This is a genomic window from Nocardia araoensis NBRC 100135 (genome assembly GCF_000308435.1).
GTDB lineage: Bacteria > Actinomycetota > Actinomycetes > Mycobacteriales > Mycobacteriaceae > Nocardia > Nocardia araoensis.
In genome coordinates, this window is the sequence record NZ_BAFR01000012.1 from 1 (window position 1) to 22508 (window position 22508).

Here is a 22508-nt window from a genome sequence, read left to right on the forward strand (position 1 = left end):
GTCGGCCATGCGGTGCTTGAGCGCCTGGAAGCTGCCGATCACCCGGCCGAACTGCACCCGGGACTTGGCGTATTCCACCGTCGTCTCCAGGCAGCGGTCGGCGGCTCCGACCTGCTCCGCGGCCAGCGCGGCCCACGCGATCTCCCGCAGCCGGGTGACCGTCGCGGACTGGTCGCCCGAGCCGAGCCGTCGTGCGGGCGCGTCGGCGAAATCGACTTCGGCCAGTTTGCGGGTGGGGTCCATGGTGGGCGCGGATCGCCGGGTGACGCCCGGCGCGGCGGGCGCGATCTCGAACAGACCGGTCGGCGTGACGACGACGAAGGTGTCCGCCGACATGCCGTCGAGCACGTAGTGCGCGGTCCCGGTGAGGGCGCCGTCCGCCTCCCGTACGCCCGGCGCGTCCCAGCCGCGCTCGTCCGCCCAGCAGACCGCGATCGTGCGGGTGCCCTCCGCCACTCCGGGCAGCAGCCGCGCGCATGCGTCGCGATCGCCGGACAGCAGCACCGCCTGCCCGCCGAGGACGGCAGAGCCGAGCATCGGCACACCGGCGAGCGTGCGGCCCAATTCGCCCACCACCAGCAGTGATTCGACCAGACTCGCACCGAAGCCGCCGTACTCCTCGGGAATCGCCAGCGCCGCGACGCCGATCTGCTCGCACAGCAGCCGCCACAGCGCCGGGTCGTAGCCGAGTTCGGTGTCCATCGCGGCGCGCACCGCCGCGGACCCGGCGTGCTTGGTCAGCAGCGCCCGCACCGAGGCGAGGAATTCCTGGTGTTCGGCGGTGCTCATCGGTGTCCTTCCTGCCGGCGCTGCGTGGTTACGCTTCGCTGCCGCCTCCGGGCCTGACCGCTCATGCTGTGTGTGTTTCTCGCATGAGCGGGGCCCTGCGTGGTCACGCTACGCTGCCGCCTCCGGGCCTGACCGCTCATGCGATGCCCCGCTCGGCGCGTTCCTGGTCGGTGTCCGCCCGCAGCGCGTGGGCGATCCGGGCGCGATGCAGGTCCGGTGTGCCCCAGGCCGAACGCAGGGCGGTCACCTTGGTCAGCCACAGCGAGAGGTCGTACTCGGCGGTGTAGCCGATCGCGCCGTGCACCTGGAGCGCGGTGCGGGCCGCGCGGTAGGCGGCGTCGCCGCAGGCGATCACGGCGGCCGAGACGTCCCGGCCGCGGGTGGGTCCGGTCATGGTCAGCGCGGCCCGGTAGAGCAGCGGCTCGGCCAGGTCCAGCGCGATGAGCACATCGGCCAGCTTCTGTTTGACGGCCTGGAACTCGCCGATCGGTTTGCCGAATTGCTTGCGCTGCTTGGCGTATTCGGTGGACGCGTGCAGCAGGGCCTTGCCCGCGCCGAGCAGCTGGGCCGCACAGGCCAGCGCGCCGGTGTCGAACCCGGCGGCCACGGCCGCGCCGACCTGCTCGCCTTCGATGACGGTCTCGTCCGCGGCGACGGCGAACAGGCGGCGGGCGGGATCGACCGATCGCACCAGGCCGGTGCGGTGCCCGATGGACAGCCGCTCGCCCGCCAGCAGGACCACCTCGGCGGCGTCGGCGTCCAACGCGACACCGCTGCGCCCGGGTCCGGCGAAGGCGACGGTGCCGAGCGCCGTGCCTTCCGCGAAGTCGGTCAGCCAGCGCGCGGCCGGGCTCTGGTCCGGAAGCGCTTGCAGCAGTGCCGGAATCGCCGCGGCGGTCTCCACCAGCGGTCCCGGCACGGCCGCCCGGCCGATCTCCTGGAAGGCCACGACCAGATCGATCGGTTCGGCGCCGATGCCGCCGTGCTCCTCCGCGATGGCCAGACCCAGCACACCGGCCTCGGCCAGTTGCCGGATCAGCGCGCGACCGGGCCCGCTGTCGCCGGACGCCCACGCGCGCACGGCCGAGGGCGCGCGGCCCGCCTCCAGCAGTTTGCGCAGACTGGCGGCGAAATCGAGTTGTTCGGGGCTGAGCGCGAATCTCATCGGCTGCTTCCTCTCGGTAGTCCGAGCAGCCGCTCGGCGATGATGTTGCGCTGGATCTCGTTGGTGCCCGCGTAGATCGGTCCCGAGAGCGCGAACAGGTAACCGTCGGTCCACGGCCCGGAACGCTCCGCCGCCGGGCCGAGCACCTCGAGCGCGGTCTCGTGCATGGCGATGTCCAGCTCGGACCAGAACACTTTGGTGATCGAGGATTCCGCGCCGAGCTTGCCGCCTTCGTTGAGCCGGGTGACCGTGCCGAACGTGTGCAATCGGTAGGCCTCGCTGCCGATCCAGGCGTCCACCACCGCGTCGCGCTGCGCGGTGTTGTCCTCGTCGCCCGCCTCGCGCCAGAGATCGATCAGCCGCTGCGCGGTGGCGCTGAACCGGCCGGGGCTGCGCAGCGAGAGGCCGCGTTCGTTGCTCGAGGTGCTCATCGCCACGCGCCAGCCCGCGCCGGGCGCGCCGATGACGTCGCGGTCCGGCACGAACACGTCGTCGAGGAAGATCTCCGCGAAGCCGGGTTCCCCGTCCAGTTGCGGGATCGGTCGGACCGAAACCCCGTCGGCGGTCAGCGGGAACATGACGTAGGTGAGGCCCTTGTGCCGCTCGGCCTCGGGGTCGCTGCGGAACAGCCCGAACGCCCAGTCCGCGAAGGCGGCCCGCGAACTCCACGTCTTCTGTCCGCTCAGCAGCCAGCCGCCGTTGGTGCGCCGGGCGGTCGAGCGGATACCGGCCAGGTCGCTGCCCGCCTCGGGCTCCGACCACGCCTGCGCCCAGATGTCGTCGCCGCGCGCCATCCGCGGCATGATCCGTTCCAGCTGCTCGGGGGTGCCGTGTTCGAAAAGCGTCGGCGCCAGCAGGAAGATGCCGTTCTGGCTGACCCGCCCCGGCGCGCCCGCCGCGTAGTACTCCTGCTCGAACAGCACCCATTCCAGCAGCGAGGCATTGCGCCCGCCGAACTCCTCCGGCCAGGCCACCACCGAGAGCCGGGCGTCGGCGAGGGTGCTCTCCCACGCGCGGTGCGCCTCGAATCCCGCTTTGGTGTCCATGGAGGGCAGCGGTTTCGCGGGTTTGTTCGCGGCCAGGAATTCGCGGACCTCCCGCTGGAATTCCTGGGTCGCCTGGTCGAGATCCAGATCCACTACGTCGTTCCGTTCTGTTCTGCGGTGCTCGCGGAAGCCTTCATCGACTTGGCGTTCATGCCGCCCAGTGAGTCGGCGCCGACCTCGGCGTTGTGTGCGTGCGCGAAGTGGTGCAGGCCGAAGACCGAGTCCATGCCCGACCGCATGCCCATCAGATCCTCGGCCTGGTTGACCGCCTTCTTCGTGAGCGCGAGACCGAATTGCGGCATGGTGGCGATCTTCTCGGCCAGCGCGAGGGTCTCGGCCGCCAATTCGGCGCGCGGCACCACCCGGTTGACCATGCCCCACTCCTTGGCCTGCGCGGCGCCGAACCGGTCGCCGGTGAACAGGAATTCCTTGGCCGCACGCGGACCCATCACCCACGGGTGCGCGAAATACTCCACGCCCGGAATGCCCATGCGGACAACGGGATCGGAGAAGAACGCGTCGTCGGAGGCGATGATCAGATCGCACACCCAGGCCAGCATGAGTCCGCCCGCGATGCAGGCGCCCTGCACCATGGCGATGGTCGGCTTGGGGATCTCCCGCCAGCGCCGACACATGCCGAGGTAGACCTCGAGCTCGCGGGCGAAGCGCTGGTCGCCGCCGGCCCGGTCCACGTGGTCCCACCACAGCGCGGCCTTGTTCTGGTACCGCACGTGGTGGTCGCGTCCTGGCGTGCCGATGTCGTGCCCGGCGCTGAAGTGTTTGCCGTTGCCCGCCAGCACGATCACCCCGACCTCGGGGTCCTCCACGGCGCGCTCGAACGCGGCGTCGAGGGCGTAGGTCATCACCGAGTTCTGCGCATTGCGGTAGTCCGGCCGGTTCAGCGTGACGATCGCGACGCGCCCGCGCCGCTCGTAGGTGACGACCTCACCCTCGTCCGGGATCGCCGGACCCTGGTCCGGGGTTGCCGGTTCCGACATTACGACTTCTCCTCACGTAGTTGACGCTTGAGCACTTTCCCGGCGGCGCTGTAGGGCAGCTGATCGCGGAATTCGACGAACCGCGGCACCTTGAAATTGGCCAGCACGGTGGTGGCGTGGGCGAGCACCTGATCCTCGGTGAGGCCCGAGCCGGGCTTGCGCACCACATACGCCTTGCCCACCTCGCCCATCCTGGTGTCCGGCACGCCGACGACCGCCGACTCCGCCACGCCGTCCAGCCGGGCCAGCGCCTGTTCCACTTCGGCGGGGTAGACGTTGAAGCCGCCGGAGATGTACATGTCCTTGAGCCGGTCGGTGATCTTCAGGTACCCGCGGTCGTCGATCGTGCCGATGTCGCCGGTGTGCAGCCAGCCGTCGGCGTCGATCGTCTCCGCGGTGCTGTCCGGATCGTCCAGGTAGCCGAGCATCACGTTCGGCCCGCGCAGCAGCACCTCGCCCGCCTCGCCGAGGCGCAGTTCGAAATCCGCGATCGGCCTGCCGCAGGTGTTCGCGATGGTCTCGGCGTCGTCGTCGACGCGGCACATGGTGCCGAATCCCGCGCTCTCGGACAGGCCGTAGGCGGTGATGACGACGTCGAAGGCCAGTTCCGAGCGCATCCGCTCGATCAGCACCACCGGCACCGTCGCCGCTCCGGTGACGGCCACCCGCAGGGAACTCAGGTCGAATTCGGCGCGGCGCGGGAAATCCAGGATCGTCTGGTAGATCGTCGGCGGGCCGGGCAGCACGGTGACCCGCTCGGCGCCGATCAGCCGCATCGTCTCCGGCACGTCGAAAACGGCCTGCGGGATGATCGTGGCTCCCGTGACCAGGCAGGCGAGAATGCCCGCCTTGTAACCGAAGTTGTGGAAGAACGGGTTCACCACCAGATACCGGTCGTCGCCGCGCAGGGTGGCGCACTCGGCCCAGGCCCGCACCACCGACAGCGCTTGTCGGTGCGCGACCAGCGTGCCCTTGCTGCGGCCGGTGGTGCCGGAGGTGAACAAGATGTCGGAGATGTCGTCGGGGCGGACCGACTCGGCGCGTTCTTCGGCTTCGGCCACGGTGACCGGCGCGGCGACGGTCGAGAGTTCCGACCAGTCCAGCGCGGCGATGTCGGTGTTCTCGGTGCCCGGCTCCACCGGGATCACCACCACCGTGTCGATGGCCAGGTCGGGCGCGGACGTGCGCAGTTCGACGAGCCGGTCGCGGCCGAGGAACGGTCCCGCGATGAACAGGGCTTTGGCGTCCACCCGTCCGAGTACGTCGGCGGCCTCGTCGGCGACGTATCGGGTGTTCAACGGCACCAGCGCCGCGCCCGCGTAGTGGGCGGCCAGCGCGGCGATCACCCAGTGGTGGGTATTGGGCGCCCACATGGCCACGCGGTCGCCCGTCCGCACTCCGCGCGCGATGAGCGCCCGCGCCACTTCCTGGACCGCCTCGAGCAATCGGGTCCAGTCCAGCCGGACCGAGCCGTCGGCGATCGCGGGGGCGTCGCCGAAGGTCCGAGCGGCGTGGTGCAGTGCCATCGGTGTCGTCTGTGCAGGGGTTGTCACGGTTGTCCTTACCGTCCGCGAGCGAGTTATGCGTGCACTCTACAAAGCAAGTGCTTGGTAGGTTATCCTACCGGCGTGGGTGCGATCCAGACCTCAGAATCCGACACCGCCGCTCCGGACGGGCGGTTTTCCGCCGCGCAGGACGAACGCTTCGCCGCCGAAGTGCGCGAGTGGCTGGAGGAGAACCTCAACGGCGAATTCCGCGCGCTGCGCGGCCTCGGCGGTCCCGGCCGCGAACACGAGGCGTTCGACGAACGCCTGGCCTGGGACCGGCACCTGGCCGCGGCCGGGTGGACCTGCCTCGGCTGGCCGAAGGAGTACGGCGGCCGCGAGGCCACGGTGCGCCAGCAGGTGATCTTCCACGAGGAATACGCCAAGGCGAACGCCCCCGCGCGGGTGTCGCACGTCGGCGAGGAACTGCTCGGCCCGACCTTGCTCGCGTTCGGCACCCAGGCCCAGAAGGACCGCTTCCTGCCCGGCATCCGCAACGTCAGCGAACTGTGGTGTCAGGGCTATTCGGAACCCGGCGCGGGCTCCGACCTGGCCGCCATCACCACCGCGGCGCACCTGGACGGCGACGAGTGGTCGATCAACGGGCAGAAGATCTGGACCTCGCTGGCCCACGTGGCGGACTGGTGCTTCGTCGTCGCCCGCACCGAGCGCGGCTCCGCCAGGCACAAGGGCCTGTCCTACCTGCTGGTTCCGATGCAGCAGCCGGGCATCGAGGTGCGCCCGATCATCCAGCTGACCGGCACCTCCGAATTCAACGAAGTCTTCTTCGACAACGCCCGCACGGCGGCCGACCTGGTGGTCGGCCAGCCGGGCGACGGCTGGCGGATCGCCATGGGCACGCTCACCTTCGAGCGCGGCATCTCCACTTTGGGTCAGCAGATCCGGTTCGCCCGCGAGCTGGCCGACATCGAGGCTCTGGCCCGCCGCACCGGCGCGGCCGACGACCCGTTGATCGCGGATCGGATCGACCGGGCCTGGGTCGGCCTGCGGGTGCTGCGCGCGCACGCCATGCGCACGATGGAGGGCGCGGGCGTGGACGACGGCGCGGGCCAGGCTTCGGTGGCGAAACTGCTCTGGGCCAACTGGCATCGCGGGCTGGGAGAGCTGGCGATGGCCGTGCTCGGCGCCCGCGGCCTGGTGGCGGGCGAGAACGATCTCGACGAATGGCAGCGGCTGTATCTGTTCACCCGCGCCGACACCATCTACGGAGGTTCGAACGAAGTGCAGCGCAACATCATCGCCGAGCGGGTGCTCGGCCTGCCGCGCGAGGCCCGCCCGTGACGGGGCCGCTGTCGGTCGCCCCCGCGCCCGTTCCGGGGCACGGCCTGCTGACCGGACGTTCGGCCGTCATCACCGCGGCGGCGGGCACGGGCATCGGCTCGGCGACCGCGCGCAGGCTGCTGGCCGAAGGCGCGAACGTGGTGATCTCCGACTGGCACGAGCGGCGTCTGGCCGAAACCGCGACCGAGCTGGCCGCCGAGTTCCCGGACCGGCGGGTCGCCTCCATCCCGTGCGACGTGCAGAGCACCGAGCAGGTGAACGCACTGGTCCGCGGCGCCGCCGAAGCCGTCGGCCGGATCGACATCATGGTCAACAACGCCGGGCTGGGCGGGGAGACGCCCGTGGTCGACATGACCGACGAGCAGTGGGACCGCGTCCTCGACATCACCCTCAACGGCACTTTCCGCTGCACCAGAGCCGCCCTCGGCTACTTCCGCGACGCGGGCCACGGCGGCGTGATCGTGAACAACGCCAGCGTGCTCGGCTGGCGCGCGCAATACGGCCAGGCGCACTACGCCGCGGCGAAGGCGGGCGTCATGGCGTTGACCAGGTGCAGCGCCGTCGAGGCCGCCGAACTCGGCGTCCGGATCAACGCGGTGGCCCCGAGCATCGCCAGGCACGCCTTCCTGGACAAGGTCAGCTCGACCGAGCTGCTCGATCGGCTGTCGGAGCGCGAGGCGTTCGGCCGTGCGGCCGAGCCGTGGGAGGTCGCCGCGACGATCGCCATGCTGGCCAGCGACTACACCACCTACCTGACCGGCGAGGTGGTCTCGATCAGCAGCCAACGCGCCTGAGCGAGAAGGTTTTCCGGCTCGTGCGCTCGTTCCGGGCGCGCGAGCACATCCGGCGACCGCCGAGCAGCCGCTTGTCCGGACCTTTGGGACGATCCTCGCACGCTGTATTGCGATCGCCTTCCCGCGTCCCGCCTGCCCCGTGAAATGGGCAGCTGATCAGGTGGAAAAGGACGAGCCGGAGCGCGCCGCCGTATGCCATGCTGAATGAGATCGGATCAGCGCTCTTCAAGGGGGCGATGGCTATGGGCCGGGATCGCCCACCTGCCGGCGAACAATTGGAACTCGATGTGGTGCGCGAAGTAGTGCTCGCCAGGCGACGGCTCGACAGCCTCGTCCTCTCGGCTCTCACCCTCGGCGCCGAGCTCATCGAGCACACCTCCGAAAGCGCGGTCGCCATGGCCGCCGCGCGGATTCTCGAGCAGCACGCCGTCGATGAAGGCGAGGTCGCCCGTGATCCGCGCGGCGCGCTGCGGGCCGATCTGGCGCGCGATCGCGAGCGCGCCCGGCGCATCGGCCTCAGCGCCGACGGCACGGAGAGCGAACAGGAGCAGCGCAGGCAGCGCCAGACGGCGCTGCTGTGCGAGGTGCGCGCCGACCTGCTCGCGGTGGTCGCGAAATGCCGGAAATTTCGCTTCGACCAGGTGACGTTCTCGGACGAGATCGCGCAGGGCCTGTGCGCGGCCACCGACAAACTGGTGATCGGGGCCGACATGGACACCTACCACGCCTGGCAGCGCGGCATGGTGCTCAAGCTGAGCGAGGAGCCGGTGCGGGGCGGACCGCCGCGGGTGATGGCCACGGTGGACGCCGGTCCCGACCGCGGTCAGCTCATCGTGGAGTGGGACAGCTGCGAACGTCGTCTCGCGCTCGTCGCCCGGATGGCGCGGGCGGGCGTCTCGCCCGTGATCATCTGCGATCGTCTGCTCGCCGATCTTTCGGTCTCCTCGCCGTTGCGCTACTCGGCCCGTTGAGCGGGGCCGCTATACCAAGCAAATGCTTGGTTGTATGATGGCCGTGTGCCCGCACCAGACGCCTCTAAATCAGCACGGCGCAGCGAGTTGCTCGCCTTGGCGGCCGAATTGTTCGCCGAGCGGGGATTGCGCGCCACCACCGTGCGCGATATCGCCGACGCGGCCGGGATCCTCTCGGGGAGCCTCTACCACCACTTCGATTCCAAGGAGTCGATGGTGGACGAGATCCTGCGCGGATTCTTGGACGAGCTGTTCGGCCGCTACCGCGAGATCGTCGCCTCCGGACTGAGTTCGCGAGACACCTTGGAAGCCTTGGTGCTCGCGTCCTACGAGTCGTTCGACCGCTGGCACGCCGCGGTGGCGATCTACCAGGCCGAGGCGAAGCGACTGCGCGACTCGGAACGGTTCACTTACATCGCCGCGTACAACCGCGAATTCCGCGAGCTGTGGCACCGGGTGCTGACCAACGGCGTCCAGGACGGCAGCTTCCGGCCGGAGCTGGATGTCGAACTGGCCTACCGGTTCCTGCGTGACACGGTGTGGGTCGCGGTGCGGTGGTACCGCCCCGGCGGCCCGGTCACCGTCGAGAACCTCGCGAAGCAGTACCTGACCATCGTGCTCGACGGGCTCACCGCCGGCGCGCGCACCACGTAGGAGTCCTTACATGTCAGCACCTTCCGCGTCCCGTCGTCCGTATGCCCCGCTGCGGGACGCCTACGTGATCGATGCGGTGCGCACCCCCGTCGGCAAGCGCGGCGGCGCACTGGCGGGCGTGCACCCGGCCGATCTTGGTGCCGCCGCGCTGCGCGGTCTGCTTGACCGCAACCCGATCGATCCGGGGAACGTGGACGACGTCATCGTCGGTTGCGTCGACAACGTCGGCCCGCAGGCGGGCAACATCGGCCGCACCATGTGGCTGGCCGCCGGTTACCCCGAAGAGGTGCCCGGCGTCACGGTGGACCGGCAGTGCGGATCCAGCCAGCAGGCCATCAATTTCGGCGCGCAGGCGATCATGAGCGGCACCGCCGAGGTGATCGTCGCGGGCGGCGTGCAGAACATGAGCGCGATCCCGATCTCGGCGGCCATGCTCGCGGGCAAGGAGTACGGCTTCGATTCGCCGTTCGTCGGATCGCAGGGCTGGGACCACCGCTACGGCACCGGCGAGGTGTCGCAGTTCCGTGGCGCGCAGCTGATCGCCGAGAAGTGGGACATCAGCCGAGAGGACATGGAGCGCTGGGCGCTGCGCAGCCACGAGCGCGCCCGCGACGCGATCAAGAACGGCCGCTTCGACAAGGAGATCGTGCCGGTCGGCGATTTCTGGATCGACCAGGGGCCGCGCGAGACCAGCCTGGAGAAGATGGCCTCGTTGCCCGCGCTGGCCGAGGGCAGCCCGCTGACGGCCGCGGTGGCCAGCCAGATCTCCGACGGCGCCAGCGCCACCCTGCTCGCTTCGGACTGGGCGGTGCAGGAGTACGGCTTGACGCCGCGAGCGCGCATCCACCATGTGAGCGCGCGCGGCGCGGACCCGATCTACATGCTCACCGCGCCGATCCCGGCGACCAAGTGGGCGCTGGAGAAGACCGGTCTCACCATCGACGACATCGACGTGGTCGAGATCAACGAGGCCTTCGCCCCGGTGGTGCTGGCCTGGCTGAAGGAGACCGGAGCCGATCCGGAGAAGGTCAACGTCAACGGCGGCGCCATCGCCCTCGGCCACCCGCTCGGCGCGACCGGCGCGAAGCTGTTCGCGACGCTGCTCAACGAGCTCGAGCGGATCGAGGGACGCTACGGCCTGCTCACCATCTGTGAAGGCGGCGGCACCGCCAACGTGACCATCATCGAGCGCCTGCCGCGCTGATCCGCGCGAGCGAGCGGCACGCCGAGAGTTCGACGTGCCGCTCGTGTGTCGTGGTGAACCCGCCATTCACGCGAAGTCCTTATCGCTGCGAGCGCAGGTATTCGTCGTGTTCGCGGTCCTCGCGGTAGTAACGCTGGGTCAACGCGGTGAGGCGGTTGATCTCGGCCGCCATGGCGGCGGGGGCGAGCGGTTTGGCGACGATGGGGTCGCCGGTTCTCACGTAGTAGCGGCCATCCGTGTAGTCCATCCACCAGAACCCGCGCCCGAAGCTCGGGCGGGCGTCGACGGCCGGGCCGGCGAACACCGTGATCTCGCCCAGCCCGAGGCGTTCCCGCTTGAAGATCTGGTCCAGCCGCGCCACGGTGCCGACCTCGTACGGCTTGCGCACCGGTCGTTCCCGATCGGCGGTCACTTCTTCGCGGCGCACTTCGATCGGCGGATGCGTGCCCGCCGACATCTTCGGCAGCGCGGCCACGGCTTTGGCGGCGACCCGCCCTGCCGCGCAATAACTCACGATCACGTCACCGCCGGTGTCCGGCGCGTGGCCGGGGAGCTGGACCAGGGTGGCGCCTATCTCCCCGCGTACCGCGCCGTGGAAACGGAACACGATCGACATGTCCGGGCCGCCCATGCCTTTGGACTCGACCCGCACCTCCGGCTCCAGCAATACGTCGAGCGCACGTTCCAGCTCGACGGCGTATCGCCCGAGCAGCGCGTCGACCGCTTCCTCGCGTTGACGCTTCAGATCGGCGAAATCCATCTCTTCCGGCCGGTATTGCAGCGGGTAGGGCAGACGGTCGCGACCATAGGCGGACCAAAGGATCTCGAATTCCTGCCCGGTGAAGCGCCAGTCAGCCATGCGGGTTCTCTCCGATGACCGGGGGAACGGCCTTCGGCAAGGAATCCAGACCGGTGAGTTGCTCGCCGTTGTGCTGGTTGACCAGGTAGTCCTTGACGCCCGATGTCTCGCGTTCGTCGTCCTTGCCACGAGACCCCATCCCCGGGGCGATGCCGCTCGCTCCGGTCGTGCCGGTTCGCGCCGTCTGGCTTCCGGTTGCCGTGGCGGCGGGAAGCGTGTTCGGCTGCTGGGGACCGGCCGGGACGTTGCGGCCTGGTGCAGGAGTCGCGGCGGTGTTCGGTGCACCGGATACGAAGGGAGTGCCGGGACGCCCGGGTGTGTTCGGGCTCGTCGTCCCGGGCCGACCCGGCGTCGCCGGAGCGGTGGTGATGTTCGGGCTCGGCGTAGTGGTGCTGCTCGGTGTGGTCGACGGCGTGTTGGACGTGGTCGGCTGCACGCCGGTCGACTGGTCCACACCCGCCGGGGTGACGGCCTGAGGTGTGGTGGCGGGGTCGGTCTCGGGCGACTGTCGTGGGTCGCCGTCGGACTGCTGGGTGGTCTCCGGTTGCGCGGCTTCGGGTCGGTCCGACTCGGTAGTCGCTTGGGGCGGGGAGGTATTCGGAGCGCCAGACGACGAGATACCCGGCTGCTGCCCGGGATCCGCCACGATCTGCGGAGCCGTCGGCAGGACGGGCACACCGTGGTCGGTCTGAGTCGCGACTTGGCCGTAGACCGTGCGCAGGATCCTGCGCGCTTCCTGCGTGGCTTCCTCTTCGGTGTAATCGCCCGCCTTCATGACGCCGTCCTGAGGCAACGTCTTATCTCTCAGGTCCGGGCGTTCGGTGGCCTGCGGCATCAACGCCTGCGTCTGCTCGAGACCGGTATGCATCTCCGACAGCTTGAAACTCACCAGACACGCGGCGTCGGCGAGATTTCCCGACTGGTTCCGGTAGTTCGTCACCGCGTCCGCCGCCGCTTTCCCGGATTGCCCGGTCCAGCCCGGATTCGTGCCGTCCCCGGTCACGGTGCGGCCGAACTGCTCGTTGAACGCCTGAATCGCACCGGTCAGATTCATCCCGATGTTCAGCCAGGCCTCCGACGCCTCGCGCACCGTACCCGGCCGCATCGCGTTCACGGCGTCGACCATCTGCGCCAACGTCATGCTGTCGTAGTTGTCCGGCCCCGGAATGCGCGGCGGCTCGTATTCCCCCTGGAACGACGTGCCCAACCGGCTGGTGAAGTCGTAGATCGTGTCGCGCTCCCGATTCCACTGCTCCTGCGCGGCGATGATCCGGGCGCGGTACTCCTCGTAGGTCATCGTTGCGCGTCCAAGCCGGTGAACTGGTCGGCTCTCGATTGGTCCAGCTCGACGAAGTTCGCGATCGCTTTGGCGACGACTTCTTTCGCGATCTTTACCGCGTCGATGTGCTGCATGAGGACGGCGTCCAAGGATTGGTCGGTGCCGGTCGATTTGAGGCTGAACTTCTCTTGTAGGGCCTTACTCGAAGGAAAGCCGCCGAACCCACTCACAAGTCTGACGCGCCGCGTCATCTGCAGCAATCCGTCGAGCCGGTTCAGGTAATCGTCGCAGGCCTTGTCCAGCCCACGCCCCACGTCGGGATGCAAGGCGATCTCGCCCGAGTTGGTCAGGTCCAGAACCCTTCGCCATTCTTGCGCGTCTGCGCCCGATATCATGGCTTCTCCTCAGCTTCCGGGCAGGTACTTCACCAAATCGTCAACGTGGCGGTGAACTTGGATGCACGGATCGCCCTGCTTGCCGACTGAATACCGGGTGAGGACACCGAACGACACCGTTCCTCCCCGCACTGCGATCGCGATGCTGCAACCGAGACGTTGAGTGTCGCCGACATCCAAGAATTCGACGGCGCGACGCGAGCCGACAGTCTGTGGCACGAAGTGCTCGAAGTCAGGACGCTGCATGTACTCGTCGAGTGTCGGCGTCCCGGAGAAGATCGTCAGGTCGTACCAGCGTGAGCTCGCTCGCCAGCCACACACCTTCCAACCGGTGAAATCCACCCCAGCGACGTCTTTTTCTTTGCTTGCCGGGTCCAAGCCTGTCCCCGATATCGCTGACTCAGGCAGATCGCAAGGATTCCACAGCGCGGCATCGGGATCGGACGACTTCGTGGCCGAGGTCGTCGGGAGCGCCGACGTGGCCGGAGTCGGTGTACCTCCGGTGGAGTCACCACACCCAGCCAGCACCACCACCGCACCGGTCGCGAGCGCGGCACCGCGTAACAGCTTCCCCCAGCTCGTCATCGGTTCCTCACCGCCGGTGCCGTAACGCATCGAAAGGGGCCGGACCGGCTCCTCCGCCCCCTGCAAGCTGGGATCGACGCTACTGGGCGGTTCACGGGGTCGCAACAGTCGCCGCCGGGTGAGGCGAAGCGCGACGGAAATCGGAGCACAGTGGCGCAGACGATCGGAATCCTGACACGCTCGCGATTCCGAGTAGGTCACGCGGTCGTACGTCGAGGGACATCTCGCAGCGGCTGGCTCCAACGAGGACGCGGCGTCCGCGGGCAACTCGGTCGATTACTTGCGGGATGTATTCGCGGCGTATCGATTTCACCGCGGCCTGCGAAGGCCGCCCTTGCCTAGGGTCCGCCGGGCAAACGGCGATGACCTGCCGCCACCTCGTCTTTGAGGTCTTCATAGCCGACGGCCAGTTCCGCCAGGCGCTCCCATGCGTCGCCGAGGACCCAGGTCGAGCTGGTCGCCAATGCCGCGTAGGCGAGGGCGGTATATTCGGCCAGACGGTCGATCACCGAGCCGACCGTTTCGGTGTGGACTCGGGCCGCGCCGAGCGATGGTCGCAGGCGGGCGGTGACCCAGCGGTCGATGTCCCCGACCAGGCGCGCACGGCAGTGATCGATCGACTCGGCTTGCGCCAGTCCTGCCGCGAGGCGGTGTTCGTGCAGTGCGGCGAGATCCCGGGCAGCGGTCAACAGCGGATGATCGTCGTGTGCGTCCCCGCGACAGGCGGCCAAAAGGCGGTGCTTGGCGGGAAACGGATCTCTTGTGGTCATCGCACGCCGCCGGGCGTGCGCTGGCGTGCCTGCGGATGAGCCAACCCGCGAAACGAAAGGTTCACGCGCTCAGATTCTTTCCGCTCGGAGCTTCGACGTTGGTGGCCGGAAGGGGGTGGTGGGATCGGCCGCCCGGCCGTGACGCCTCGCGTGTCAGGTGCCGGATCGATTCGACGATCGACTGTCCGGACGGCCGATACGCACAGCGCGGTGGCTCGATCCAGTGCCGGAAACGAGCGCACTGGTCGGTGGGGGAGGGAAGCGCGATCTCGCCGCCCGCCCGCACTATGGAGACGTCGAGACGGAACATCTCCGCGAACAGGCCGTCGTCATTGGGCAGATCGGGCCGCACCAGATAGCTCCAGCGATGGGAGCGCGGGTGGGACATGATCGGGCCGATGTCGTGCCCACGGCGCTGTAGGTCGATCTTCACCAGCTGCCCGAGATGGGCGGGCATCATCAGCCCCCAGACGATTCCGGCCCGAATGATGATGCGCCCCAATTCGGGCGGATCGATGATCGCGGGCAGACCGCACACCTGCCGGTAGTACCGGCAGCGGGACACAGGCGTGTCCCCGAACTCCGATTGGTTCATTTCCAGACCTCTGCGCGAGTCGGTGAGCTAGGGTGCGCCCAGCCCTGGAAGTCGGCAGAACCCAGGGGCGGGGGGCGTGGTGCGAAATCGGGGTGGCCCCCTCCTGGGCGCGGAGTCAGCAAAACACCTTTGACCTGCGTGGAGTTCGATGTCTGGGTTTCCCAGGCGAAGTCGGCCGAAGGTCCAGAGCAAAACCCGTACCGGGTCGCAGCCGTCACCCAGTACGGGTCGTATTCGCACTAGGAGAGGGAATCCATGGACGAGCACGGCACTGGCTCGACCCTGCCGAGGCGTCAGCTCGGGTACTACCTGCGAGACGCACGGACAGCGCTGAATCTGTCGTTGGAAAGACTTGCGGAGCTGACGGACTTGAGTTCGTCGGTGCTGCAACGACTGGAGAAGGGGGTAGCGACTCGATTGAAAGTGCGTGATATCGAGGCGCTTTGCGATGCGTTGGAGATGCCCCCTGAGATGACCGCAGCCATGATCGGGCTGCACCAGCAAGGTGCCGCGAAGAGCTGGTGGCACGAGTACGGAACGGTGATACCTGCGGATTTCGACGTGTATGTCGGACTAGAGACGGCGGCGCGAAAGTTGACCGTCTACCAGCCGTCGCTGGTGCACGGTCTACTCCAGACACCCGATTACGCCCGCGTACTCATCAGAGCGGCCAACCCCACCGAGGACAGCCACGCCCACGAGAAACGTGTCGAATTGAGGATGAAACGCCAAACAATCGTTACCAGAAAGCATCAGCCGATCGAATTGGACATGGTGTTTCACGAATCGGTCCTGCGGAGCACTGTAGGAGGAGCTGATGTCATGGGACCGCAACTCCGGTATCTGGCCGAGGTCGGGAAGCTGCCGAATGTGACCATTCGAGTTCTCCCTTGCGCGGCCGGCGCGCCGGTCGGCGATCCTGTGGGACAGTTCGCAATCCTGGAGTTCGATCAGGACGCCAAGGGTGCGAGTGTGTCTCCTCCGATCATCTACCTTGAAACCTTCACTGGCTGCATGTATTTGGAGAAGCCAGATGACCTGCACCGGTACCATCGAGTGCATGACAGTCTCCGGCGGGCAGCGCTGGACGAGACGGACAGCAGGAGCCTGCTCCGGCTGGTAACGAAGGAGATTTCAGTATGACTGTCGACCTATCGTCGGCGAACTGGTTCAAGAGCAGCCATAGCGGCACACATTCCGACTGCGTCGAGGTCGCTTTCCTGGACGGCGGTCAGGTCGGCGTGCGGGACTCCAAGAACACTGCCGGACCAGCGCTTGTGTTTCGCCCTGGCGCGTGGGACGCGTTCACTGCGAACATCGTCGCTGGTGAGTTCCACCGGTAGTCGTCGCGTCATTGGGCTAACGAGGGGGTGTGATGTGATGGCCGCGAATGTGGGTGTTCGCTGGTTCAAGAGCCGTCATAGTGCGACCCAGGCGGACTGCGTCGAAGTCGCTTTCCTCGACGGCGGCGGAGTCGGCGTGCGTGATTCGAAGAACCCGACCGGGCCTGCCCTGGTCTTCACATTCGGTGACTGGGAAGTGCTCACCTCGGCCATGCGTGCCGGAAGGTTCACTCCAGCGGAAGCCTGATACCGCAGCCCGGCACATCACTGCTCGTCGTGCCCCGGAACCCGAACAGTTCCGGGGCACTGGCTTTGCCGTAACCCTGGTCTCACTCACGGCACCGCAGTGAACAACTCGTAACTGTGCCCATTGGGATCGCGCACATAGACTCCTCGACCTCCGCCGAGACGATTGATCTCCCGGTCCCATCCGTTCTCCGGCCCGGACCCGTAGTCGACATCCGCCCACTTCGACAAGCGTTGCAGCACAGCGTCGAACGTGTCGTCATCGACCAGGAACGCGTAGTGACCGGGCTCGACTCGTCCGCGTTCATCGAAGTCGAAGGTCAGGTCCTCGTTGACGTGCACCGGCGCGAACGGCCCCGCCGGAGCCGCCACCTCCAGCCCGAGTAGATCGGCGAAGAAACTCGCCGCCGCCTCCTTGTCGACCGCGGGCACGATCGTGTGATTCAGGACGATGGGCACCGCTGCCTCCACTCATTTGTGTGCGATACGCACGCAAATATACGTGCGATGCGCATGCATTGTCGACCCCTGTGGCAGTACGAGTGCTGGTAGGTTGACTGGCCGTGAACCGCTCCAGCGCCGATGCCTCCGAGGCGGACGGCGGACCCGCACTGTTCCGGCTGGTCCGCTTCTGGTCACGCCGCTGGGTCAGTCAAGCGCTGACCGGCGCACCGGCGGGACCGGGCGGCGACCTGCGGCAAGTCCAGCACATTCAAGTGGTCGAAGCGGTCGCCTCCACGCTGCGCGGCGCCGAGGAGGCGACCGTGACCGCCGTCGCCACGCACCTCGGCCTCGATCATTCCGGAGCCAGCCGCATGGTCCGCGACGCCGTCACGGCGGGCTTTCTCGTGCGCGCCGACTCCGTGCACGACCGCCGCCGCGTGGTCCTGTGCCTCACCGACGCCGGCCACCGACTCCTCGCCGCATCCCGCGACTGGCAACGCCGCTGCTTCGACCAGCTCACCGCCACCTGGGACGAGCCGGACCGCCGCCGGTTCGCCGCCTACCTGCAACGCCTGGCCGACGAAGCAACCGGCTGAGTGCCAGGCCGACTCGGCGCATGGGAGCGAGCCCGGTTCACGGCAAACACATAGACACGGCCCAGCTCACGCCAACGTTTCTCCTCGAGGATTTTCTCGCCGGTCCGGATGCCGCGAGCTGGCTACCCCTGCTGATGTCGATCTGGCCCCCGCGCACTATCTGAACCTGCGCCGATAGTGACCGGATGAGCGGCCGAATCCCGAGCTCTCCAGCGCGGCGCCTGGCGCGGTCGGCTTCCGGCCTTCCGCGCCAGGCGTATATGCGTCCGCTGTGGACTTCTCCCGCTGATCGAAGGTGGAGATCGTTGATCTGGCCCAGCGTCAGCGGTCCATGCTAAGGCCGCCTTTCACGCCCAGACCTTCACATGTGGCGCGGCGGGATGGGGCGAACCGGCGGGGCATTCCTGAGGTGTAACATATATGGTACGGTCGACTGATATGGAGGAGGTGAACGGCGATGAGTGGCGAGAGCCTGTTCTGGGATGACCTGGGTGATGACCTGCAGGATCCTGAGTTTCTCCGCGAGTTCGTCTTGGAATCCATTCGAGTCAAGACTGTTGACGCAATCATCAACGCAATCGATGACGCACGGGCCGCAGCCAGCTTGTCGAAGGCGGAACTCGCGCGTGCTGCCGCGATCGAACCGGCGGCAGCACGGCGTTTGCTCAGCGCCAAGGCGGTGAACCCCACGCTGCGCACGGTGTCGGAGCTGGCAGCCGCCCTGGGTTTCCGGTTGAGGCTGGAGCCGCTGAGTGGGTCCGGTGGCAAAGCCCTCTCGACCGCCCTGGTGACCGGCAGAGTGGACGACCTCGCAGAACTGAAGGATGCGGTGGAGCAGTTCGATCGCCGCTAGGAGATCGAGCGCGGATTCTCTGCGAAGTACTCGGCTCCCAGCGCGCGGACGCGGGCGTAGTCGCTGTCGGAAAGGGTCGTCCGAAAAGGCTTATTCAGCCCGGTGATGATGACCAGCAGCGGCTTGTCGACTCTCTCGGCTTCGTAGTCCAGTCGGCAGTAGAGACGGTGGTGGGTGCGATCGGGACCATCGCAGCGGAGCTCGAACCATCCGGTCATGTTGCCGTGCATGGCCTCCCAGTAGCCGCCTCCGGCGAACCTTTTCGGCGGCGCTTTGGCTACGGCAATCAGTCGTGCATTGAACTTCGCCCGTACTCCGGCTGGGAGCGCTCGAAGGTAGTCACGGCCGGGAATCGTTCCGTCTGCCCGGCGCCGGAAGTAGACCACATCGTGATGGTCGTCGGAGGACGGTTTAGTTTGGGCCACGAACGAGGCGGGTTTGGTCGGTTTACGATTTTTCCTTCGGGTCCGCTCGTCCGATGACATCGTTTCATGATGTCCTGTGCGCCAATCCTTTTCACATTTCGATCCGGCGTGTTCCCGCGGCGCACCGACAAGCGATCCGCTTGCACTACTGGTCCGCTGTCCAGGGGCTTTTCGCTAGTCGACGGTATAGGTGCCGATGAGCTGACCGTCTCCGATGCTCGCGTCGACGATCGCGGACCTCGCGTCGTTGGCTGACGTCCGCGCGTCCACCTGCACGGGACGCGAGAGCGCGTAGACGATGAATCGGTAATGGTGGACGCCGGTGCCCGCGGGTGGGCAGGGTCCGAAGTATTCGGCGCGCTTCGCGCTGTTGAGGCTGACCACCCCGCCCGCGGGTGTCTCCCCCTCCGCACTGGACGTGGTCGTCGGCGGGATATTGCTGACCACCCAATGTGTGAACAGGCCGCTCGGGGCGTCCGGGTCGTCCACGATCAGCGCCGAGGTGGCGGCTTTCGGGGGAATCGTCCAGTTCAGCGGCGGCGGCTCGTTCCTGCCTTCGCAGGTGTAGACCGCCGGAATCGGGTCGCCATGGTCGAAAGCGCTACTGCGCACGGAGATCTCGTTCGTCGCGGGCATCGCGGCCTCCGCTCGAGTCGAGGGATGGTGATCGAGTCCGACGGTTCGCCTGGCGCATGGCGGGCTGGCGATCGACAGGCGAACCCTGTTATGTCGTTGTCAGTCCAGGGTAAGACGCCGTTGCGGGACCATCCAGATTATGGGCAAATCAGCCGCTATCACTGCCTGGGGGCGACCTGGCCCGGCTCACCCGGCCGGATGTGCGGGGCATCGGCCCGATGCGTCGGTCCTTTCGATCTGGATACGGGCGGGACGGCCCCGGTCTGAACCGGCGACCGCCATCCCTCAGTCCGACCCCGTCCCTGCCGACTGCTTGTCCCGGGCCAGCGTCGCGATCGTCTCGATTCGCTCCACCGCGTCGGTGACGATCCGATCGATCAGTTCCTTGCACGTGGGCAGGTCGTCGATGATCCCCGTGACCTGTCCCGCCGCGAGGACGCCCGCCTCGGTATTGCCCTCGACCAATCCGGCGCGCAGCAGCATCGGCGTGTTCGCGGCCATCACGACCTGGGACCAGCTGAGGTCCTTGGTCTTTCGCATGGCCAGCCCGTCGCGGATCATGGTGGACCACTTCATCCCGGTCATGCTCTTGAACCGGGCCGCGTTGCCCACGGCGGCGGTGAGACCGCGCCAGCGGCCCGAGTGCTCGAGCCGCTGCACGAGTTCGGTGTTCAGCACGCGGTGCGGCATGCCGTCGACCTTGAGCGACACCACCGTGTCCTGGAGCTGTCGCCGCAGGTACTCCTGCTTGACCGCATCGGGGACGGTGCTCTCCTGGGTGAGCAGGAACCGCGTGCCCATCGCGACGCCCGCCGCGCCGTAGGCCAGGGCGGCGGCCAGGCCGCGCCCGTCGAAGAACCCGCCCGCGGCGACCACGGGGATGTCCACCGCGTCCAGCACGGAGGGCAGCAGCAGGGTGGTCGCCACCGGGCCGGTGTGTCCGCCGCCCTCCCCGCCCTGCACGATCACGGCATCCGCGCCCCACGACGCGACTTTGACCGCGTGCTTGGCCGCGCCGATCGACGGAATGACCACCACTCCGGCGTCTTTCAGCTTCGCGATCAGATCCTGCTTCGGTGCGAGCGCGAACGACGCGACCGCCACCTTCTCCCGGATCAGCAGGTCGATCCGCTCGGGGGCGTCCGCGGCGTCGGCGCGGATGTTCACGCCGAACGGTTTCGCGGTGTGCGCCTTGGTCTTCGCGATGGCCGCCTCGAGTTCGGCGAAGGTCATGGTGGCCGAGGCGAGGATGCCGAGTCCACCGGCTTCGGCGGTCGCCGAGACCAGGCTCGGGCCCGCGACCCAGCCCATGCCGGTCTGCACGATCGGGTGTTCGATGCCGACCAGATCGGTCAGCGGCGTACGCAAGCGCGGGCTCATGACGGGACCTCGGTTTCGCGAATCTTCTTGGGATCGAGCACCTCACGGATCAACCGCAGCTCCTCGGCGGTCGGCTGCCGCGTCTCGCCCGCTTCGGCGAGCCCGGCGATCTCGAACGAGGTGTTCTCCGCGACTTCCTCGGCGGTGACGCCGGGATGCAGGCTGCGTGCGCGCATGGTGTGGCCGGGGCCTTCGAAGTCGAAGACGCCCAGATTGGTCACCACGCGGTGCAGGTGGTGGAAGCGGTAGGCCGGATCGGCCGCGTCGACCTTGTCGTATCCCACCCCGGAGACGATGTCGACCTGATCGGTGAACACGCGCTTGGTGTGCCGCGCGACCCAGTAGCTGGTGGCGTGGTTGATCGTATTGCCCGGCGCGCCACGCACACCGAACATCTGCCGGGTCGGCTGCTGCAACGAGCCGAACGCCGAAAGGTTCTGGTTGCCGAACCGGTCGATCTGATTGGCGCCCATCACCACGTGCCTGCGTCCGGACGCCACCACGTCGAAGACCCTCCGGAACGGAATCCAGCCTTCGATCGGCGCTTTGCCGCCCAGCGGGGGAGTCTCGGCGAACAGCAGCGCCTCGCCGTCGGACAGCAGCAGATCCGGTTCGGTGGTGAGCTTGGCCAACCGCGCGCCGATGATGGACATCGGCGACATCGGGCTGGCCATGATCTCGCCCGCGCCACTGAAGATCTCCGCGCAGGCGATGGCGCAGATCTCGGCGCGGGTGACGGTCTCGGTGCTGGTCATCACGCCTCCTCGGCGAATCGGCGGACGGCGGCCTGGTACTGCTCCTCGGAGCCGGCCAGATAGGTGTCGACGAACAGCTGCCACGCCTCCGGCGTTTTCGCGGACTCGACGTAGTGCTTCTGGAACTTCTCGTCCCGGCCGTAGTCGTCGGCGGCGAGAGTGAAGTGCGCGCCGTTCGGCGCCTCGACCACGCCGTCCACCATCATGCGGTTGAGCAGCAGCGATTGCAGCGGAACGGTCTTCACCAGTTCGTCGGTCTCCACCACGCGCTCGACCGAGACGTAGCGGCGCTGCGCCGCCAGACAGAACAGATCGTCGAAATAGGGGTCGACGCCCGTGTAGGCGGCGTTGCCGTGCGCGTCGCCGAGATTCAGGTGCACCAGCGCCGCATCGAGATGCAACGCGGGCATGGCGATCAGGGTCTCCGGCGTGCCGTCGACGGGATAGGGCGATTCGACCGTCTTCAGCTCGCCTTCCCAGAAGTTCGGGACGTCGGAGCCGAGCCCGGCGCGGATCGGCAGGAACGGCAGTCGCGCCGCCGCGGCCTCCAGGCCGCATTTGAGCATGCCTTCGTCCATCTCGCGGGCGACCAGCGCGCCCGAGGTGCGCGCCTTGGCGAACCACGGGTCGTAGAACGGCGGCGAATCCAGCGACACGAAGCCGTAGTACGCCTTGCGCACCTTCCCCGCCGAGCACAGCAGCCCGAGATCGGGCCCGCCGTAGCCGACCACCGTCAGGTCTGTGATGTCCGAACGCAGAATGGCCCGCACCAGCGCCATCGGCTTGCGCCGGGAGCCCCAGCCGCCGATGCCGATGGTCATCCCGCTGCGCAGTTCGCCGACGACCTCGTCGAGCGACATCCGCTTGTCTCGCATGGAAG

At 67.9% G+C, this 22508-nt stretch carries 27 protein-coding genes; 10 read left to right on the forward strand and 17 right to left on the reverse strand.

The features are described from left to right. From ON21_RS02360 to ON21_RS02380, 5 genes are all read right to left on the reverse strand, one after another. The coding region (locus ON21_RS02360) for an acyl-CoA dehydrogenase family protein (protein ID WP_039794820.1) at positions 1-789 on the reverse strand (789 nt) is incomplete at its 3' end. Between the two features lie 136 nt (positions 790-925). Next, positions 926-1954 carry an acyl-CoA dehydrogenase family protein gene (locus ON21_RS02365; protein WP_039794821.1) on the reverse strand — a complete coding sequence of 343 codons (1029 nt, stop codon included), beginning with the start codon at positions 1952-1954 and terminating at the stop codon, positions 926-928. Further along, positions 1951-3093: an acyl-CoA dehydrogenase family protein gene (locus tag ON21_RS02370; RefSeq protein WP_039794822.1), complete on the reverse strand. Its 1143-nt coding sequence runs from the start codon at positions 3091-3093 to the stop codon at positions 1951-1953. Before ON21_RS02370 ends, ON21_RS02365 begins: the two co-directional genes overlap by 4 nt. Further along, entirely contained in the window at positions 3093-3998 is a 906-nt protein-coding gene (locus ON21_RS02375; protein WP_051020218.1) for an enoyl-CoA hydratase, read from the reverse strand. Before ON21_RS02375 ends, ON21_RS02370 begins: the two co-directional genes overlap by 1 nt. Then, on the reverse strand, positions 3998-5551 hold the full coding sequence (locus tag ON21_RS02380) for a FadD3 family acyl-CoA ligase (RefSeq protein ID WP_281032629.1): 1554 nt from the start codon (positions 5549-5551) through the stop codon (positions 3998-4000). Before ON21_RS02380 ends, ON21_RS02375 begins: the two co-directional genes overlap by 1 nt. Positions 5552-5626: 75 nt before the next feature. Here ON21_RS02380 and ON21_RS02385 point away from each other — a divergent pair, with 75 nt between their 5' ends. The 5 genes from ON21_RS02385 to ON21_RS02405 all read left to right on the forward strand — a co-directional run bounded on the left by ON21_RS02385 (position 5627) and on the right by ON21_RS02405 (position 10467). Further along, on the forward strand, positions 5627-6844 hold the full coding sequence (locus ON21_RS02385) for an acyl-CoA dehydrogenase family protein (RefSeq protein WP_039794825.1): 1218 nt from the start codon (positions 5627-5629) through the stop codon (positions 6842-6844). Beyond that, positions 6841-7638, forward strand: coding sequence for an SDR family oxidoreductase (locus ON21_RS02390; RefSeq protein WP_039794826.1), 798 nt, complete (start codon positions 6841-6843; stop codon positions 7636-7638). The genes ON21_RS02385 and ON21_RS02390 overlap by 4 nt, the downstream gene beginning before the upstream one ends. A gap of 242 nt (positions 7639-7880) precedes the next feature. Beyond that, positions 7881-8609, forward strand: a complete 729-nt coding sequence (locus ON21_RS02395) for a hypothetical protein (RefSeq protein WP_039794827.1) — start codon at positions 7881-7883, stop codon at positions 8607-8609. A gap of 45 nt (positions 8610-8654) precedes the next feature. Further along, positions 8655-9263 (forward strand): TetR/AcrR family transcriptional regulator, encoded by a 609-nt coding sequence (locus ON21_RS02400; RefSeq protein ID WP_039794829.1) that lies wholly within the window; start codon positions 8655-8657, stop codon positions 9261-9263. A 10-nt stretch (positions 9264-9273) separates the two neighbouring features. Then, positions 9274-10467, forward strand: coding sequence for an acetyl-CoA C-acetyltransferase (locus ON21_RS02405; RefSeq protein WP_373281095.1), 1194 nt, complete (start codon positions 9274-9276; stop codon positions 10465-10467). A gap of 79 nt (positions 10468-10546) precedes the next feature. Here ON21_RS02405 and ON21_RS02410 read toward each other — a convergent pair whose 3' ends face one another. The 6 genes from ON21_RS02410 to ON21_RS02435 form a co-directional block, all read right to left on the reverse strand. Continuing rightward, positions 10547-11326, reverse strand: a complete 780-nt coding sequence (locus ON21_RS02410) for an ESX secretion-associated protein EspG (protein WP_039794833.1) — start codon at positions 11324-11326, stop codon at positions 10547-10549. Next, the gene (locus ON21_RS37815; protein WP_039794836.1) at positions 11319-12623 is read right to left on the reverse strand and encodes a hypothetical protein; all 1305 of its coding nucleotides are present in this window, start codon (positions 12621-12623) and stop codon (positions 11319-11321) included. Before ON21_RS37815 ends, ON21_RS02410 begins: the two co-directional genes overlap by 8 nt. Further along, positions 12620-13000, reverse strand: a complete 381-nt coding sequence (locus tag ON21_RS02420; RefSeq protein ID WP_039794837.1) for a hypothetical protein — start codon at positions 12998-13000, stop codon at positions 12620-12622. Before ON21_RS02420 ends, ON21_RS37815 begins: the two co-directional genes overlap by 4 nt. Positions 13001-13009: 9 nt before the next feature. Continuing rightward, positions 13010-13615, reverse strand: a complete 606-nt coding sequence (locus ON21_RS36690) for a DUF3558 domain-containing protein (protein ID WP_083880359.1) — start codon at positions 13613-13615, stop codon at positions 13010-13012. 308 nt (positions 13616-13923) lie between these two features. Continuing rightward, positions 13924-14274 carry a DUF4254 domain-containing protein gene (locus tag ON21_RS02430; protein ID WP_245562431.1) on the reverse strand — a complete coding sequence of 117 codons (351 nt, stop codon included), beginning with the start codon at positions 14272-14274 and terminating at the stop codon, positions 13924-13926. Between the two features lie 142 nt (positions 14275-14416). After that, positions 14417-14950, reverse strand: coding sequence for a hypothetical protein (locus ON21_RS02435; protein ID WP_063821002.1), 534 nt, complete (start codon positions 14948-14950; stop codon positions 14417-14419). A 255-nt stretch (positions 14951-15205) separates the two neighbouring features. Here ON21_RS02435 and ON21_RS02440 point away from each other — a divergent pair, with 255 nt between their 5' ends. The 3 genes from ON21_RS02440 to ON21_RS02450 are packed head-to-tail and all read left to right on the forward strand — an operon-like array spanning position 15206 to position 16540. Beyond that, the gene (locus ON21_RS02440) at positions 15206-16093 is read left to right on the forward strand and encodes a helix-turn-helix domain-containing protein (protein WP_039794841.1); all 888 of its coding nucleotides are present in this window, start codon (positions 15206-15208) and stop codon (positions 16091-16093) included. Continuing rightward, positions 16090-16293: a DUF397 domain-containing protein gene (locus tag ON21_RS02445; RefSeq protein WP_039794842.1), complete on the forward strand. Its 204-nt coding sequence runs from the start codon at positions 16090-16092 to the stop codon at positions 16291-16293. Before ON21_RS02440 ends, ON21_RS02445 begins: the two co-directional genes overlap by 4 nt. A gap of 37 nt (positions 16294-16330) precedes the next feature. Next, a complete protein-coding gene (locus ON21_RS02450; RefSeq protein WP_039794844.1) occupies positions 16331-16540 on the forward strand; it encodes a DUF397 domain-containing protein in 210 nt (69 codons plus the stop codon). Positions 16541-16626: 86 nt separating this feature from the next. Here ON21_RS02450 and ON21_RS02455 read toward each other — a convergent pair whose 3' ends face one another. Then, positions 16627-16998, reverse strand: a complete 372-nt coding sequence (locus ON21_RS02455) for a VOC family protein (protein ID WP_039794857.1) — start codon at positions 16996-16998, stop codon at positions 16627-16629. A 104-nt stretch (positions 16999-17102) separates the two neighbouring features. Here ON21_RS02455 and ON21_RS02460 point away from each other — a divergent pair, with 104 nt between their 5' ends. Both ON21_RS02460 and ON21_RS02465 read left to right on the forward strand, forming a co-directional pair. After that, complete coding sequence (locus ON21_RS02460) at positions 17103-17579, forward strand: MarR family winged helix-turn-helix transcriptional regulator (protein ID WP_051020220.1); 477 nt, start codon at positions 17103-17105, stop codon at positions 17577-17579. Positions 17580-18036: 457 nt separating this feature from the next. Further along, complete coding sequence (locus tag ON21_RS02465; protein ID WP_063821003.1) at positions 18037-18432, forward strand: hypothetical protein; 396 nt, start codon at positions 18037-18039, stop codon at positions 18430-18432. Here ON21_RS02465 and ON21_RS02470 read toward each other — a convergent pair. The 5 genes from ON21_RS02470 to ON21_RS02490 all read right to left on the reverse strand — a co-directional run bounded on the left by ON21_RS02470 (position 18429) and on the right by ON21_RS02490 (position 22503). After that, positions 18429-18917: a hypothetical protein gene (locus tag ON21_RS02470; protein WP_245562432.1), complete on the reverse strand. Its 489-nt coding sequence runs from the start codon at positions 18915-18917 to the stop codon at positions 18429-18431. The two genes, ON21_RS02465 and ON21_RS02470, sit on opposite strands and share 4 nt — an antisense overlap. A gap of 114 nt (positions 18918-19031) precedes the next feature. After that, positions 19032-19493 carry a YbhB/YbcL family Raf kinase inhibitor-like protein gene (locus ON21_RS02475; protein ID WP_051020222.1) on the reverse strand — a complete coding sequence of 154 codons (462 nt, stop codon included), beginning with the start codon at positions 19491-19493 and terminating at the stop codon, positions 19032-19034. 285 nt (positions 19494-19778) lie between these two features. Next, positions 19779-20873: an NAD(P)H-dependent flavin oxidoreductase gene (locus ON21_RS02480; RefSeq protein WP_039794848.1), complete on the reverse strand. Its 1095-nt coding sequence runs from the start codon at positions 20871-20873 to the stop codon at positions 19779-19781. Then, complete coding sequence (locus tag ON21_RS02485; RefSeq protein WP_039794849.1) at positions 20870-21628, reverse strand: CoA-transferase subunit beta; 759 nt, start codon at positions 21626-21628, stop codon at positions 20870-20872. The genes ON21_RS02480 and ON21_RS02485 overlap by 4 nt, the downstream gene beginning before the upstream one ends. After that, entirely contained in the window at positions 21628-22503 is an 876-nt protein-coding gene (locus ON21_RS02490) for a CoA transferase subunit A (protein WP_086006344.1), read from the reverse strand. The genes ON21_RS02485 and ON21_RS02490 overlap by 1 nt, the downstream gene beginning before the upstream one ends. Positions 22504-22508 lie beyond the last annotated feature (5 nt).